Source organism: Streptomyces sp. NPDC039462 (assembly GCF_055639375.1).
On sequence record NZ_JBVKAO010000007.1, the window covers coordinates 53719 to 68733 of the forward strand.

12 protein-coding genes and 2 tRNA genes are annotated in these 15015 nt (G+C 69.8%); 8 read left to right on the forward strand and 6 right to left on the reverse strand.

Going from position 1 to position 15015, the window contains the following annotated elements; all coding sequences use genetic code 11:
- Positions 1–208: 208 nt before the first annotated feature.
- Positions 209–403: a hypothetical protein gene (locus ACZ7LU_RS31160; RefSeq protein ID WP_398297777.1), complete on the forward strand. Its 195-nt coding sequence runs from the start codon at positions 209–211 to the stop codon at positions 401–403.
- 76 nt (positions 404–479) lie between these two features.
- On the opposite strand, the gene ACZ7LU_RS31165 is transcribed toward ACZ7LU_RS31160, so the two are convergent.
- A tRNA-Gly gene (locus tag ACZ7LU_RS31165) sits at positions 480–550 on the reverse strand.
- A 144-nt stretch (positions 551–694) separates the two neighbouring features.
- On the opposite strand from ACZ7LU_RS31165, the gene ACZ7LU_RS31170 reads away from it, so the two are divergent.
- The 5 genes from ACZ7LU_RS31170 (at position 695) to clpX (ending at position 5548) form a co-directional block, all read left to right on the forward strand.
- A tRNA-Pro gene (locus ACZ7LU_RS31170) sits at positions 695–771 on the forward strand.
- 160 nt (positions 772–931) lie between these two features.
- The gene (gene tig / locus ACZ7LU_RS31175) at positions 932–2311 is read left to right on the forward strand and encodes a trigger factor (protein WP_468082974.1); all 1380 of its coding nucleotides are present in this window, start codon (positions 932–934) and stop codon (positions 2309–2311) included.
- 420 nt (positions 2312–2731) lie between these two features.
- The gene (locus ACZ7LU_RS31180; protein ID WP_190329594.1) at positions 2732–3337 is read left to right on the forward strand and encodes an ATP-dependent Clp protease proteolytic subunit; all 606 of its coding nucleotides are present in this window, start codon (positions 2732–2734) and stop codon (positions 3335–3337) included.
- Positions 3338–3399: 62 nt separating this feature from the next.
- Positions 3400–4095 (forward strand): ATP-dependent Clp protease proteolytic subunit, encoded by a 696-nt coding sequence (locus tag ACZ7LU_RS31185; protein ID WP_362987667.1) that lies wholly within the window; start codon positions 3400–3402, stop codon positions 4093–4095.
- A gap of 166 nt (positions 4096–4261) precedes the next feature.
- A complete protein-coding gene (gene clpX, locus ACZ7LU_RS31190) occupies positions 4262–5548 on the forward strand; it encodes an ATP-dependent Clp protease ATP-binding subunit ClpX (protein WP_398297773.1) in 1287 nt (428 codons plus the stop codon).
- 69 nt (positions 5549–5617) lie between these two features.
- On the opposite strand, the gene ACZ7LU_RS31195 is transcribed toward clpX, so the two are convergent.
- The 4 genes from ACZ7LU_RS31195 to ACZ7LU_RS31210 form a co-directional block, all read right to left on the reverse strand.
- The gene (locus tag ACZ7LU_RS31195) at positions 5618–6445 is read right to left on the reverse strand and encodes a hypothetical protein (RefSeq protein WP_471918639.1); all 828 of its coding nucleotides are present in this window, start codon (positions 6443–6445) and stop codon (positions 5618–5620) included.
- Between the two features lie 81 nt (positions 6446–6526).
- On the reverse strand, positions 6527–7525 hold the full coding sequence (locus ACZ7LU_RS31200; RefSeq protein ID WP_468303449.1) for a hypothetical protein: 999 nt from the start codon (positions 7523–7525) through the stop codon (positions 6527–6529).
- A gap of 95 nt (positions 7526–7620) precedes the next feature.
- Positions 7621–8658 (reverse strand): hypothetical protein, encoded by a 1038-nt coding sequence (locus ACZ7LU_RS31205; RefSeq protein WP_471918640.1) that lies wholly within the window; start codon positions 8656–8658, stop codon positions 7621–7623.
- A gap of 184 nt (positions 8659–8842) precedes the next feature.
- Positions 8843–9811, reverse strand: a complete 969-nt coding sequence (locus ACZ7LU_RS31210) for a hypothetical protein (RefSeq protein WP_470976371.1) — start codon at positions 9809–9811, stop codon at positions 8843–8845.
- Between the two features lie 135 nt (positions 9812–9946).
- Between ACZ7LU_RS31210 and ACZ7LU_RS31215 the strand changes: the two genes are divergently transcribed.
- Complete coding sequence (locus ACZ7LU_RS31215; RefSeq protein WP_471918641.1) at positions 9947–12571, forward strand: valine--tRNA ligase; 2625 nt, start codon at positions 9947–9949, stop codon at positions 12569–12571.
- A 382-nt stretch (positions 12572–12953) separates the two neighbouring features.
- On the opposite strand, the gene ACZ7LU_RS31220 is transcribed toward ACZ7LU_RS31215, so the two are convergent.
- Positions 12954–13598 (reverse strand): hypothetical protein, encoded by a 645-nt coding sequence (locus tag ACZ7LU_RS31220; protein WP_471918642.1) that lies wholly within the window; start codon positions 13596–13598, stop codon positions 12954–12956.
- A 158-nt stretch (positions 13599–13756) separates the two neighbouring features.
- On the opposite strand from ACZ7LU_RS31220, the gene ACZ7LU_RS31225 reads away from it, so the two are divergent.
- Complete coding sequence (locus ACZ7LU_RS31225) at positions 13757–14920, forward strand: sensor histidine kinase (protein ID WP_471918643.1); 1164 nt, start codon at positions 13757–13759, stop codon at positions 14918–14920.
- Positions 14921–15015 lie beyond the last annotated feature (95 nt).

The following is a 15015-nucleotide window of genomic DNA, read 5'->3' on the forward strand; positions in this document are numbered from 1 at the left end:
TGTCCGTACGTCGTCGAATTGCTGTGCGACCGTGCGCCGCGCGGGCCCCCGCGGGGCGCCCCCGCGCGCCGGGGTCGGAAAGCGTTGGCCGACGATGTGTCACCGGCCGCATGGAGGACGCCTGTTGGTGGCACGATGGTTTCTGGCGGGGGTGTGCGGGGCCGTACCCCCCGGGCCGGGAGAGCGACCGACCTAGGGTGTGATCAGTGTGGCCATTTCGCTGTCAGTGGTGCTGCTGTTGGCGATCATCCTTGTGGTGCTGATCCGCGGGGGATCGCTCAAGACGGGCCCCGCGATCGTCGCGGTGCTCTTCGGCTTCTTCCTCGCCTCCACGGGCATGGCTCCGTCCATAAACCGCTTTCTTAACGAAGTGGCGGAGACCATCAACTCGATCAGCTTCTGACCGATCGGCTTCTGACCGATCGGCTTCAGAAACGGCGAAACCCCAGACCGTCGCCGACCTGGGGTTTCCTCGCAAGAGCGGGCGACGGGAATCGAACCCGCGTAGCTAGTTTGGAAGACTAGGGCTCTACCATTGAGCTACGCCCGCACAGTTCGCGCCACGGGCGGAAGCCGCGGCACGACAGGCATCGTAGCGGGTCCCCGGGCCCGGGCGCACGTGCCCCCTCACATCCGGCCCCGTTTAACCGGGAGCCGCACTGCCTGCGGGCATGTACCCTACGTGTCGCACCGACGGGGTGTGGCGCAGCTTGGTAGCGCGTCCGCTTTGGGAGCGGAAGGCCGTGGGTTCAAATCCCGCCACCCCGACCACCTTGTTCCTCCCCGCGAGGCCCACCGTTCCTCTCCGCGAGCCTCCGGCGAAGATCGCATTGTGGCTCGGCTCCCGCTTGCCGTTACTATGCAAGTTGTGTGCCCGTGTGTCTCTGAGCCGGGCAGAATCCCAAGAAGTCAGCCCCAAGGAGACCGAACCGTGAAGAGCGCCGTGGAGACCCTGAACCCGACTCGGGTTCGGCTCACTGTTGAGGTGCCCTTCGAGGAGCTCAAGGACAGCCTCGACGCGGCCTACAAGAAGATCAACCAGCAGGTCACGGTGAAGGGCTTCCGCAAGGGCAAGATCCCGGCCCGAGTCATCGACCAGCGGTTCGGCCGTGGCGCCGTCCTCGAAGAGGCCGTCAACGACGCGCTCCCGAAGTTCTACACCGAGGCCGTCAACGAGGCCGAGCTCAACGTCCTGGGCCAGCCCGAGGTCGACATCACCGAGCTCAAGGACAACGAGACCCTCAACTTCACCGCTGAGGTCGACGTCCGCCCCACCATCGAGATCCCGGACTACTCCGGCATCGAGGTCGAGGTCGACGCCATCGAGGTCAGCGACGAGGACGTCGACAAGGCCGTCGAGGAGCTGCGCGAGCGCTTCGCCTCCACGTCCCCGGTCGAGCGTGCCGCCGAGGACGGCGACGTCGTGACGATCGACCTGCAGGCCAAGGTCGACGGCGAGGTCCTGGAGGACGGCGTCGCGAAGGACGTCTCCTACACGATCGGCTCCGGCGAGCTCCTCGAGGGCATCGACGACGCCGTGAAGGGCCTGGAGGCCGGTGGCGAGGCCACCTTCACCTCCGAGCTCAAGGGCGGCTCGGCCGCCGGCAAGGAGTCCGAGGTCACCGTCAAGGTCACCCAGGTCGCCAAGCGTGAACTGCCGGAGCTGGACGACGACTTCGCGCAGCTCGCCTCCGAGTTCGACACCCTCGACGAGCTCAAGGCCGACAGCCGCAAGCGCCTCGAGAACATGAAGCAGTACGACCAGGCCACGCAGGCCCAGGAGCGCGTCCTGGAGAAGCTGCTCGAGCTGGTCGAGGTCCCCGTCCCCGAGAAGCTCCTCGCGGACGAGATCCAGACCCGCAAGCACAACCTGGTGAACCACCAGCTCGGCCAGATGGGCCTCGACCTCGCGAAGTACCTGGAGATCCAGGGCAAGACCGAGGAAGAGTTCGACGCCGAGACCAAGGAGCAGGCCGAGAAGGGCATCAAGACGCAGTTCGTCCTCGACGAGCTCGTCAACAAGGAGAAGCTGAACGTGAACCAGGAGGAGCTCACCGAGCACCTCATGCGTCGCGCGCAGTCCTCCGGCATGTCCCCCGACCAGTTCGCCCAGGCCGTCGTCGAGGGCGGCCAGGTCCCGATGCTGGTCGGCGAGGTCGCCCGCGGCAAGGCCCTCGCGGTCGTCGTCGAGGCCGCCACGGTCAAGGACACGAACGGTGAGGTCGTCGACCTCGAGGACGACGAGGACGAGACGGCCGAGACCGTCGAGGCTTCCTCGGACGAGGCCGCCGAGGAGAAGACCGAGGCGTAAGCGCTGCCGCTCGGCTGAACGCACACCGGGGCTCCCAGGACTTCACGGTCCCGGGGGCCCCGGTGCCGTTCAGGGGCGCGGGGAACTGCGCGAGCAACCACGCACAAGCCGCACCCGCCGTGAAACCTGGCCCGGCAGACGCGCCTGCGGCCCGGCGGGGGCTGGCCGCGCCCACGCGGCGGAGCCGCAAATCGATACGGCCCCGCGCCCCTGACGGGGCACGACCTGCGCTCACAGCGAACAGTCAGGCCTCCGGGATTCCCGGAGACCCCCCGCGCGTTAGGGTCCATGAATACGAGGGCAGGGGAGTCCCCGACGCCGCCCCGGAGCGGCGCCGCACGCGGGCCCCCGGCCCCAGCTGAAGACGTGAGACGGCCCGGCGCCGTCGTAAGACGAGCAGGTGGATACGTGACGAATCTGATGCCCTCCGCCGCCGGCGACCCCTCCATCGGTGGTGGCCTCGGCGACCAGGTCTACAACCGGCTGCTCGGCGAGCGGATCATCTTCCTCGGCCAGCCGGTCGACGACGACATTGCCAACAAGATCACCGCACAGCTGCTGCTCCTTGCCTCCGACCCGGACAAGGACATCTACCTCTACATCAACAGCCCCGGCGGCTCGATCACGGCCGGCATGGCGATCTACGACACCATGCAGTACATCAAGAACGACGTGGTGACGATCGCGATGGGCATGGCCGCCTCCATGGGTCAGTTCCTGCTCAGCGCCGGCACGCCGGGCAAGCGCTTCGCCCTGCCGAACGCCGAGATCCTGATCCACCAGCCGTCCGCGGGCCTCGCCGGCTCCGCGTCGGACATCAAGATCCACGCCGAGCGCCTCCTCCTCACCAAGAAGAAGATGGCCGAGCTCACGGCGTTCCACACCGGGCAGACCGTCGAGCAGGTCACGCGCGACTCGGACCGCGACCGCTGGTTCGACCCGCAGGAGGCCAAGGAGTACGGCCTCATCGACGACATCATGTCCAGCGCCGCCGGCATGCCGGGCGGGGGCGGCACCGGAGCCTGAGCCCCTTGGTTCAGCGCCCCGAAGCCAATACCCAAGCCCCTCCCTCCTCAGGAGAATCAGAGATGAACCACTTCCCCGGCAGCGGCCTCCTCGGGCGTGCGCAGGCCGAGAGCGGCCAGGCCGAGTTCACCGGCGCCAGCGCCGAGTCCCGTTACGTCATCCCGCGCTTCGTCGAGCGCACCTCGCAGGGCGTGCGTGAGTACGACCCGTACGCGAAGCTCTTCGAGGAGCGCGTGATCTTCCTCGGCGTGCAGATCGACGACGCGTCCGCCAACGACGTCATGGCGCAGCTCCTGTGCCTGGAGTCGATGGACCCGGACCGCGACATCTCGATCTACATCAACAGCCCGGGCGGCTCGTTCACGGCCCTCACGGCCATCTACGACACGATGCAGTTCGTGAAGCCCGACGTGCAGACCGTCTGCATGGGCCAGGCCGCGTCCGCCGCCGCCGTGCTCCTCGCGGCCGGCACGCCCGGCAAGCGCATGGCTCTGCCGAACGCGCGGATCCTGATCCACCAGCCCTACAGCGAGACCGGCCGCGGGCAGGTCTCCGACCTGGAGATCGCCGCCAACGAAATCCTCCGGATGCGTGCGCAGCTGGAGGAGATGCTGGCCAAGCACTCCACGACGCCGATCGAGAAGATCCGCGACGACATCGAGCGCGACAAGATCCTCACGGCCGAGGACGCGCTCGCGTACGGCCTGGTCGACCAGATCATCTCCACCCGGAAGATGAACAATTCCTCGGTGGCCTGACGCAGCGCTGTAGCATCTGCCGCTCCTCGGCACGGTTCGCGCACGACTCGCGTCGAAGTGAACCGTGCCAAGGGGGGCCCGAACGGGGGGCCCGGCAAGGTACCGTCGGATAGAGGCACCAGGAGCCGCTGAACGTGGCGTCTCCCAGGCGAAGGGGAAGCACCTCGTGGCACGCATCGGTGACGGCGGCGATCTGCTCAAGTGCTCGTTCTGCGGAAAGAGTCAGAAGCAGGTCAAGAAGCTCATCGCAGGCCCCGGTGTGTACATCTGCGACGAGTGCATCGACCTCTGTAACGAGATCATCGAGGAAGAGCTCGCGGAGACGAGCGAGGTGCGCTGGGAGGAACTCCCCAAGCCTCGCGAGATCTACGAATTCCTTGAGGGCTACGTCGTGGGCCAGGAGCCCGCGAAGAAGGCCCTCTCGGTAGCGGTGTACAACCACTACAAGCGGGTCCAGGCCGGAGAGAACGGCGGCGCACAGGGCCGTGACGACGCGATCGAACTCGCGAAGTCCAACATCCTGCTGCTCGGCCCGACCGGCTCCGGCAAGACACTCCTCGCGCAGACACTCGCCCGCATGCTGAACGTCCCGTTCGCCATCGCGGACGCGACGGCGCTGACGGAGGCGGGCTATGTCGGCGAGGACGTCGAGAACATCCTCCTGAAGCTCATCCAGGCCGCTGACTACGACGTCAAGAAGGCCGAGACCGGGATCATCTACATCGACGAGATCGACAAGGTGGCCCGCAAGAGCGAGAACCCGTCGATCACGCGCGATGTGAGCGGCGAGGGCGTCCAGCAGGCCCTGCTCAAGATCCTGGAGGGCACCACGGCCTCCGTGCCTCCGCAGGGCGGCCGGAAGCACCCGCACCAGGAGTTCATCCAGATCGACACGACGAACGTGCTCTTCATCGTGGGCGGCGCCTTCGCCGGCCTCGAGAAGATCATCGAGTCGCGGGCGGGCGCGAAGGGCATCGGCTTCGGCGCCACCATCCGCTCGAAGCGCGAGCTGGAGGAGAAGGACCAGTTCGAGGACATCATGCCGGAGGACCTGGTGAAGTTCGGGATGATCCCCGAGTTCATCGGCCGCCTCCCCGTGATCACCTCGGTCCACAACCTCGACCGCGAGGCCCTGCTCCAGATCCTGGTCGAGCCGCGCAACGCGCTGGTGAAGCAGTACCAGCGCCTGTTCGAACTCGACGGTGTGGAGCTGGAGTTCGAGCGCGAGGCGCTGGAGGCCATCGCGGACCAGGCGATCCTGCGGCAGACCGGCGCCCGAGGGCTCCGCGCCATCATGGAAGAGGTTCTCCAGTCGGTGATGTACGAGGTGCCGTCCCGCAAGGACGTGGCCCGCGTCGTCATCACGGCGGACGTCGTCCGTTCGAACGTGAACCCGACGCTGGTGCCCCGCGAGGCGCGCGGTCCCGGCGCCGGGGAGCAGAAGTCGGCGTAGGTCCGGCACACACGCACAGGGGCGCCCGGCGATTCGCTCGCCGGGCGCCCCTCTGTGCGTACCGCAGGATTACTTGATCTCGACGCGGACGTCGTCGCGCAGGTTCGCGACCTGGGTGGCGACGTCGTCCAGGGAGATCTCCTCGCCGCTGCCGGTCGCGGCGACGTCGGAGTACGTGGCGGACGCGACCGTGCTGTGGTCGCCCCAGACGCACACCGGCGTCTGGAAGCTGCCCGGGACGCCTTCGTCGTTCGCGCCGGTCTCGCCCATCTTGAACTCGGCCTTCTGGCACTTCATGATGCCGTTCTCGAAGCCGTCCGGCGTGAACTCCTCGGGGCTGCCGGTGAGCTTGAAGCCGCCCTCCGAACCGTTCGCCTGGTTCTTCTCCATCTCGGCGAACATCGCGTCGACGACCTTCTCCGGGTCGTCGATCTCGCCGTACACACCGGAGTAGTTGAGGGACTTCATCGTCGCGCCCTTGCCGTAGTTGTACGCGGCGTGGGCCTCCTTGGGGTTCTTGACGCCCTGCTTCTCCAGCTCCGCCAGGTCGCTCGACGACATCCCGCCCCCGTCGCCGGCCGACGTGTCCTTCTTGTAGCTGCCGAGCACCGTCTCGGGCGCCGTCAGCTTGTACGTCTTGCCGTCGTCGGAGACGGAGGAGGCGCTGACCTTGTCGTAGACGAAGTACCCACCCACCGCGAGCGCGGCCACGACGACCACGGCGCCTACGACAAGCCCGGTCTTCTTCTTGCCGCCGCCCTGCGGGGGGACGGGGCCGTAGGGGGCCTGCGGGTACTGGCCGTACGGCTGCTGCGGCGGGACCCCCTGCGGCGGCTGGCCGTACGGACCGGGCTGCTGAGGCTGTCCGGCGTACGGACCGGGCTGGTTGTAGCTCACTGCGTGGGTTCCCCTCGTTGGTCTTGCGGTGGTGCGGTGGTGCGGTGGTGCGGTGGTGCGGGTGTCGTGGTGCGGGGCGCGTCAGGCCTTCACGCGGACTTCCTTGCGGACCTTGAGCGCGGTGGCCGAGGCGCTGCTGAGCGAGGTCTTGCCGGCCATGGCGTCGACGACCTTGACGGGGACCACGACGGCGACGGTGCTGTGGTCGCCCCAGATGCAGACCGGCATGTGGATCTCCTTGGGGCCCGAGGCCGATCCGCCGCCCGCGTTGTCGTTCTTCAGTACGGACTCCTGGCACTTGATGACCACGTCGTCCGTGCTGAAGTCCTTGGGGCTGCCGACCATCTTGCCCGTCTTCGCGCCCGGCTTCTCGGAGTCCTTCTTGACCTTGGCGAACATGCCGTCGACGACCTTGCCGGGGTCGTCGATCTCGCCGTACACGCCCATGAACTGAATGAGCTTCTGGGACAGGGGGTTGCTCTCGTCCCCCGCCTGGTACGCGGCGTCGACGTCCTCGGCGTTCTTCACGCCCGCCTTCTCGGCGGCCTTCATGTCACTGGAGTTGAAGCCACCGGCCGGGCCGTCGCCCTTCTTGTACTCGCCGAGGATCGTGTCGGGCGTCGTCAGCTTGTGCGGGCCGTCGTCCGCCACGGAGCCGCCCCCGCCCCCACTGCCGCTGTCGCTGCCGCCGAGGACGAAGTACGCGCCGACGCCGAGCGCGGCGACCACGGCGACCGCGCCGATGATGATCCCGGTCTTCTTCTTGCCGCCGCCCGGGGGCGGGGGCGGGACCTGGCCGTAGGGGGCCTGGGGCTGCTGGCCGTACGGGGGCTGCGGGGGGACCTGCCCGTAGGGGCCCGGCTGCTGGGGCTGGCTGTAGCCGCCCTGCTGCGGGGCCTGCTGCGGGTAGCCGTAGCCGGGCTGGGGCTGCGGCGGGGGAGCCTGCTGGGGGTAGCCGTAGCCGGGCTGCGGAGCCTGCGGCGGCTGGCCGTAGGGGCCGGGCTGCTGCGGCTGCTGGCCGTACGGCCCGGGCTGCTGGGGCTGCTGCCCGCCGTACGGGCCCGGCTGGTTGTAGCTCATGGAGTTCCCCTCCGAAATGCTGATGTGTTCCCGACATCCTGACGCAACCGGGCCGGGCCGGATGACCGAGCCCGGTCGCTCGGCGACAACAGGCGTCAGATCTTCACGCGGACTTCCCCGCGGAACTTCGCGGTGGTGGTCGCCGCCTCGTCGAGGTCGGCCGACGTGCCGGACACCGCGCTCGCGACATCCGTCGTGACCACGTAGCCGAGGGTGCTGTGGTCGCCCCAGATGCAGGTCGCCGCGGACATCTCGCTCGGGCCTGACGAGCCGGCAGTGGAGCCGGACGTGCCCGCGCCGCCGCCCAGGTCGACCTTCATCTCCTGGCACTTCAGGACGGCGCCGTCGAGCTCGGCGGGCTTGTACTCCTTCGGCTCGCCGACCAGCGTGACGCTCTCGCCGGTGCCGGTGCCCGCCGAGGACTCCTCCTTCTGCTTGGCGTTCGTGAACATGTAGTCGACGACCTTCTCCGGGTCGTCGATCTCTCCGTAGACGCCGCCGAAGCTCAGCACCTTCTGCGCCATCGGGTTGTCCTTGCTGCCCGACTGGTACTGCGCCTGGACGTCCTCGGGGTTCTTCACCCCGGCGGCCTCGGCCCGGTCGGGGTCGACGCTGTTCAGACCGCTGGAGCCCTGCGGGTCCTTCTTGTACTCGGTCAGGACCGTCATCGGCGTCGTCAGCTTGTGCGGACCGTCGTCCTTGATGCCGGCCTCGCCCCCGCCCCCGCCGCCGTCCGCCACGTTCGACGAGCCGCCCTTCTTGCCGCCCTTGTCGTCGTCGCCGCCCGCGAGGACGAAGTAGCCGCCGACGGCCGCGGCGGCGACCACGGCGACGGCGGCTATGACGAGACCGGTCTTCTTCTTGCCGCCGCCCGGGGGTGGGGGCGGGACCTGCCCGTAAGGGGCCTGGGGCTGCTGGCCGTAAGGGGCCTGCGGAGGGACCTGCCCGTAGGGGCCCGGCTGCTGGGGCTGGCTGTAGCCGCCCTGCTGCGGGGCCTGTTGGGGGTAGCCGTAGCCGGGCTGGGGAGCCTGCGGCGGCTGGCCGTAGGGGCCAGGCTGCTGCGGCTGCTGGCCGTACGGCCCGGGCTGCTGGGGCTGCTGCCCGCCGTATGGGCCCGGCTGGTGGTAGCTCATTGCTGGGGTTCCCTCCCGATGCTTATGCGTTCCGAACATCCTGGCGGATGGGCATACGGGGTCGGGGCATCGGACCGGATCGATGCGGAGTTGTTGAAGGGCTGTTCCCGAGCGCGGACGTACGAGGGCCCGGGGCGGTCCGACCGCCCCGGGCCCTCGTACGTCCGCGCTCCACTCCCCGGCGCTACGCCTTCACGCGGGCCGCCTTGCGCAGGTCGGCCGCGAAGGAGGCGACGTCGTCCGTGGACATGCCGCCGCTGCCCTTCATCATCGCCTCCACATCGATTCCGAAGACGATGCCGTACGTGCTGTGATCAGCCCAGATGCAGATCGGCAGCCTCGTCTCCTTGCCGTCTTCCTCGATGCTCGCGGTCTGGCACTTCATGACGGCGTTGTCGAGTCCGTCGGGCTCCACGGTCTCGGGGCTGCCGACGAGATCGAACTTCTCGTCGTCGCCCGCGTTGTCGCTCGACTCCTTCGCCGCGTTCTCGTCGGCCTTGGCGAAGCCGTCGTCGACGGACTTCTCCGGGTCGTCGATCTCGCCGTACATGCCCTGGAAGCTCATCTGCTTCCCCTTGAGGGCTTCACCGAATTCGTACGACGCCGCCACATTCTCCGGGTTCTTGATGCCGATCGCCTCGGCGTTCTTCTTGTCGCCGGAGCCGAGCGGCCCCTCGTCGGGGGATTCGGAGTCGCGGCCCTTCTTGTACTCGCCCACCGAGGCAGGCGGCACCAGCTTGTGCGCCCCGTCGTCCTCGACCGACGTCGAGCCGCCGTCCCCGCCGAGGACGAAATACGCGCCGACGCCGAGCGCCGCGACCACGGCGACCGCGCCGATGACGAGGCCGGTCTTCTTCTTGCCGCCGCCCTGCGCAGGCGGGGGAGGCGGCACCTGGCCGTAGGGCTGCTGCTGGCCGTAGGGAGGCTGCGGCTGCTGGCCGTAGGGCCCCGGCTGCTGCGGCTGGCTGTAGCCGCCCTGCTGGGGCGCCTGCTGGGGAGGCTGCGGGAAGCCGTACCCCGGCTGCGGCTGCTGCGGCGGCTGTTGCGGCGGGACCCCCTGCGGTGGCTGCCCGTACGGGCCGGGCTGCTGTGGCTGCTGCCCGTACGGGCCGTTGTTCGGGCCGTTGTACGGGCCTGGCTCGTTGTAACTCATTGCGTGGTCCCCCTCCGAACGCCGACGTGTCCCGGTCATCCTGAACGAAGTTCAGGCCTCATGGCGGCCCGGGCCACAAGCGATGTCGAACATTCCGGTTTCGGGACCGCTCCACGACCCCTCTAAACTGGCCGCGTGACCGAGAACGCTCAGCAGCAGCCCCCAGCGACCACCCCCGAACTGCCGACCCAGTACGCGCCGGCCGAGGTAGAGGGGCCGCTGTACGAGCGCTGGGTAGAACGCGGTTACTTCTCCGCGGACGAGAAGAGCGAGAAGCCTCCGTACACCGTCGTCATCCCCCCGCCGAACGTCACGGGCGCGCTCCACCTGGGCCACGCCTTCGAGCACACGCTCATCGACGCCCTCACCCGCCGCAAGCGCATGCAGGGCTTCGAGACGCTGTGGCAGCCCGGCATGGACCACGCCGGCATCGCCACGCAGAACGTCGTGGAGCGCGAGCTGGGCAAGGAGGGCAAGTCCCGCCACGACCTCGGGCGCGAGGCGTTCATCGAGCGCGTCTGGAAGTGGAAGGGCGAGTCCGGCGGCCAGATCTCCGGCCAGATGCGCCGCCTCGGCGACGGCGTCGACTGGGACCGCGAGCGCTTCACCATGGACGAGGGCCTCTCGCAGGCCGTCCAGACGATCTTCAAGAAGCTCTACGACGACGAGCTGATCTACCGCGCCGAGCGCATCATCAACTGGTGCCCGCGCTGCCTGACGGCGATCTCCGACATCGAGGTCGAGTACCAGGACGACGACGGCGAGCTCGTCTCGATCAAGTACGGCGAGGGGGAGGAGACGCTCGTCGTCGCCACCACCCGCGCCGAGACGATGCTCGGTGACACGGCCGTCGCGGTCCACCCCGACGACGAGCGGTACAAGCACCTGGTCGGCAAGCAGATCAAGCTGCCGCTGACCGACCGCACGATCCCCGTCGTCGCCGACGAGCACGTCGACCCCGAGTTCGGCACCGGCGCCGTCAAGGTGACCCCCGCGCACGACCCGAACGACTTCGAGATCGGCCAGCGCCACAGCCTGCCGAACATCGCGGTCATGGACGAGCACGCCGTCATCACCGCGCACGGCCCCTTCCAGGGCCTTGACCGCCTGGAGGCCCGCTCCGCCATCGTCGGCGCGCTGCGCGCCGAGGGCCGCATCGTCGCCGAGAAGCGCCCGTACACCCACTCCGTGGGCCACTGCTCGCGCTGCAAGACCACCATCGAGCCGCGCCTGTCGATGCAGTGGTGGGTCAAGGTCGGCCCGCTCGCGAAGGCCGCCGGTGACGCGGTCCGCGACGGCAAGGTCAAGATCCACCCGCAGGAGATGGAGAAGCGGTACTTCGACTGGGTCGACAACCTCCACGACTGGTGCATCTCGCGCCAGCTCTGGTGGGGCCACCGCATCCCCGTCTGGTACGGCCCGAACGGCGAGGTCGTCTGCGTCGGCCCCGACGAGGAGCCCCCGACCGGCGAGGGCTGGCGCCAGGACAACGACGTGCTCGACACGTGGTTCTCCTCCGGCCTGTGGCCGTTCTCCACGCTGGGCTGGCCCGAGCAGACGGAATCGCTCGCGAAGTTCTACCCGAACTCGGTGCTCGTCACCGGCTACGACATCCTCTTCTTCTGGGTCGCCCGGATGATGATGTTCGGCCTGTACGCGATGGACGGCACCCCGCCGTTCCACACGATCGTGCTGCACGGCATGGTCCGCGACCAGTTCGGCAAGAAGATGTCGAAGTCCTTCGGCAACGCGGTCAATCCGCTGGACTGGATGGACAAGTACGGCTCGGACGCCCTGCGCTTCACCCTGGCCCGCGGCGCCAACCCGGGCACGGACGTGCCGATCGGCGAGGACTGGGTCCAGGGCTCGCGCAACTTCGCCAACAAGATCTGGAACGCCACGCGCTTCGCGATGATGAACGGCGCCACGATCGAGGGCGACCTGCCCCCGGCCGAGCAGCTGTCCGCCACCGACCGCTGGGTGCTCTCCCGCCTGAACGCGACCGTCGCCGAAGTCGACGCGCTCTACGACGACTTCCAGTTCGCCAAGCTCTCCGACGCCCTCTTCCACTTCGCGTGGGACGAGGTCTTCGACTGGTACGTCGAGCTGTCCAAGACGACGTTCATGGCGGGCGGCGACGGCGCGAAGGTCTCGGCCCGCGTCCTCGGCGAGGTCCTGGACGTCACGCTGCGCCTGCTCCACCCGATCGTCCCGTTCGTGACGGAGACGCTCTGGACGGCGCTGACGGGCCGCGAGTCCCTTGTCATCGCCGACTGGCCCTCCGACAGCGGCTTCCGGGACCCCGCCGCCGAGCAGGAGATCGAGACGCTCCAGCAGGTCATCACCGAGGTCCGCCGCTTCCGTGCCGACCAGGGCCTCCAGCCGGGCCAGAAGGTCCCGGCCCGCCTGACCCTGGACGGCACGGCGCTCGCCCCGCACGAGGCCGCCATCCGCCAGCTCCTGCGCCTCCAGCCGGAGGGCGACGCCTTCACGGCGACGGCGACGCTGCCGGTCTCGGGCGCCACGGTCGCGCTCGACCTGTCCGGCACGATCGACGTCGAGGCCGAGCGCAAGCGCCTGGCCAAGGACCTCGCCGCCGCCGAGAAGGAGAAGGCACAGGCCGAGGCGAAGCTGGGCAACGAAGCGTTCCTGGCGAAGGCCCCCGACCAGGTCGTGGACAAGATCCGCGGCCGCCTCACGAAGGCGGAGACCGACATCACCCGCCTGACGGCACAGCTGGAGACGCTGCCGGCCGCATAACCGCGCACGCACACAAAGGCCCCGGGACCGCCACTGGCCCCGGGGCCTTCGCGCGCCCGCTGGTCTCGCGTGCCCGTTGGGCCTTGTGCGCCCGCTGGGCCTCGCGGCCCGCTGGGTCTCGCGTGCCTGCAGAGTCCCACGTGTCTCTTGGGTCCCGCGTGCCCACGGGTCTTCACGCACCTGCTGGGCCTTGTGCGTCTCTTGAGCCTCGTCGCGCATAGGGGCTCCCGTGGCCGCAGAGTCCCACGCGTCTCTTAGGCCTCGCGTGCCCGCAGGGCCTCGCGTGCCGAAGAGCCCCAGCGCCTCTTGGGTCTCGCGTGCCCGCAGGGCCTCGTGCCCGCGGGCCCAGGGCCCCGTGCGTCTCCTGAGCCCCTCGCGTCTTCTAGACCTCGCTGGCCACCGGGCCCACGATCGTCTCCGTGGCCTGGGCCGGGACCGGGTGTCCTAGGGGGCCGTAGTCGGGGCGGTGAGGGAGGAGGTCGAGTCCCAGCCGTTCCAGTTCCGCCGCGGCCAGCGCGTCCAGTGTCTCCGGATCGCCGTGCCGCCAGCCCCAGGCGAGGCTGCCGGGCGTCGCGTCCGGGATCTCCGACGCGGTGGCGGCCACCTCGTGGAGCGGCCGCAGCAGCGTGCGCAGGGCGAGCAGCTCGCGGCCGTCGTCCGACGCGGCGAGGTCACGGGCGGCGCCCGCCTGCCGGACCCACCGCAGCCGGCGCGGCAGCCACGCGTTCAGGAGCAGGCCGACGGGCACGACGAACAGAGCGACGGCGCCGACGGCCACGGCGGCCCTGACGACCACCGGGTCCATGGCGTCGACGGCCCCCGCGACGCGCCGCAGCGCGAGGTCGACACGGCCGCCGACCAGCGGCAGCGGCGCGCTGTGTTCCCGGAGGGCGCGGGGGAGGGCGAGCGCGCAGGCCAGCCGGTACGCGATGACGGCCGCGGCGGCCCACAGCGCGGTCCAGACGAGGACCCCGGCGTCACCGGCGAGCTGATGGGTCCTCTTGGCGGGATTCTGGGCATACCACATGGTCCGATTTGACCCCCGGCGCGCGTCGGGACCGGGCAGCCGCGCCGGAAATACACCCTCACCGCGCCGGAAGTACACCCGCCCGGGGTGCGGCAAATCACCAAAACAGGGACGTAAGTCCGGCGGTACGGGCCGAAAGACCTTGGATGATGGAAGGCATGCGCACCCTGCCCGCCACCCAGGCGATTCGCCAGGCGGCGGCCACGGCCGGCCGCCTCTGCGGGCACTGGTCGCAGGCGCCGCGCGCCCTCGACGTGCTCGCGGCACTGAGCGCCTTCGCGCTGATGAGCCTCGACATCCCGGGCCTCGCCGAGGCGGAGGACAACGGCCTCAACGGCCCGCTGGCCGCACTCGCCCTCGTGGGCGGCGCGTCCTCGCTGCTGCTGCGCCGCAGGTGGCCCTGGCTGACGTACGGGGTCGCGCTCCTCTTCCTGGGCTGGCTGCACGAGCTGACGCTGGCCCAGTTCGCGCTCTACTCCCTCGGCCGCTACCGGGGCCGCGCGGCGGGGACGCTGGGCGTCGTCGGCTACGTCTCGTTCGCGTACGTGATGTTCAATCTGCCGGGCTGGCCGGTGCACCGCGGGGACACGCTCAGCTCGTTCCTGAGCCTGGTCGTCCCGATCGGCGTGCTCGCGGCGGGCGTCGGCGTCGCCGCGAACCGGCAGGACCTGGTCGGCGCGCTGGAGGCGCAGCGCGCCGAGACGGACACGCTGCACGCCGTCCAGCAGGAGCGCACCCGCATCGCGCGGGACGTGCACGACTTCGTGGGACGCGAGCTGACGCTGTTGAGCGTGCGCTCCCAGGTCCTTGCGCGGAGGGCCGAGGGCGGGCCCTTCGAGGAAGGCTTCGAGGAGCTCTCGGAGACGGCGCGCAGCGCGCACCGGATGCTGAACGAGATCATCGTGCAGCGCGGCACGGACGGCGCCCCGACCCCCGGCCTCGACGCCCTCCCCGAACTCGCCGAGCGCAGCGTCCGCGCGGGCAGTCCCGTCGACCTCCTGATCGACGACGCGGCCCACCGCCTCTCGCCGCTCCGGCAGGCGGCGGTGCACCGGGTGGTCCAGGAGTGCCTGACGAACGCGGCGAAGCACGCGCCGGGCGAGCGGGTCACGGTCCACGTGGCCCTGAACGGCCCCCGCCTGGAGATCACGGTCCGCAATCCACTCCCCACCAGGACCCCGCCCTCCGCCCCCGTCTCCGCCGGCACGGGCACCACGGGCATGGCGGAGCGGATCCGCGCGGTGGGCGGCACCTTTGCCGCGGGGCGGCGGGGGGCGGTCTACGAGGTCCGGGCGACTCTCTCGCCCGGCGAACTCACGTAGGTCCGACGCGCCGACGCCTGCTGCGGGCCGTGGGGGCTTGTCGCGCAGTTCCCCGCGCCCCTTTGGCGGCACCTTCGGCATCCGGCGGGGGAGGA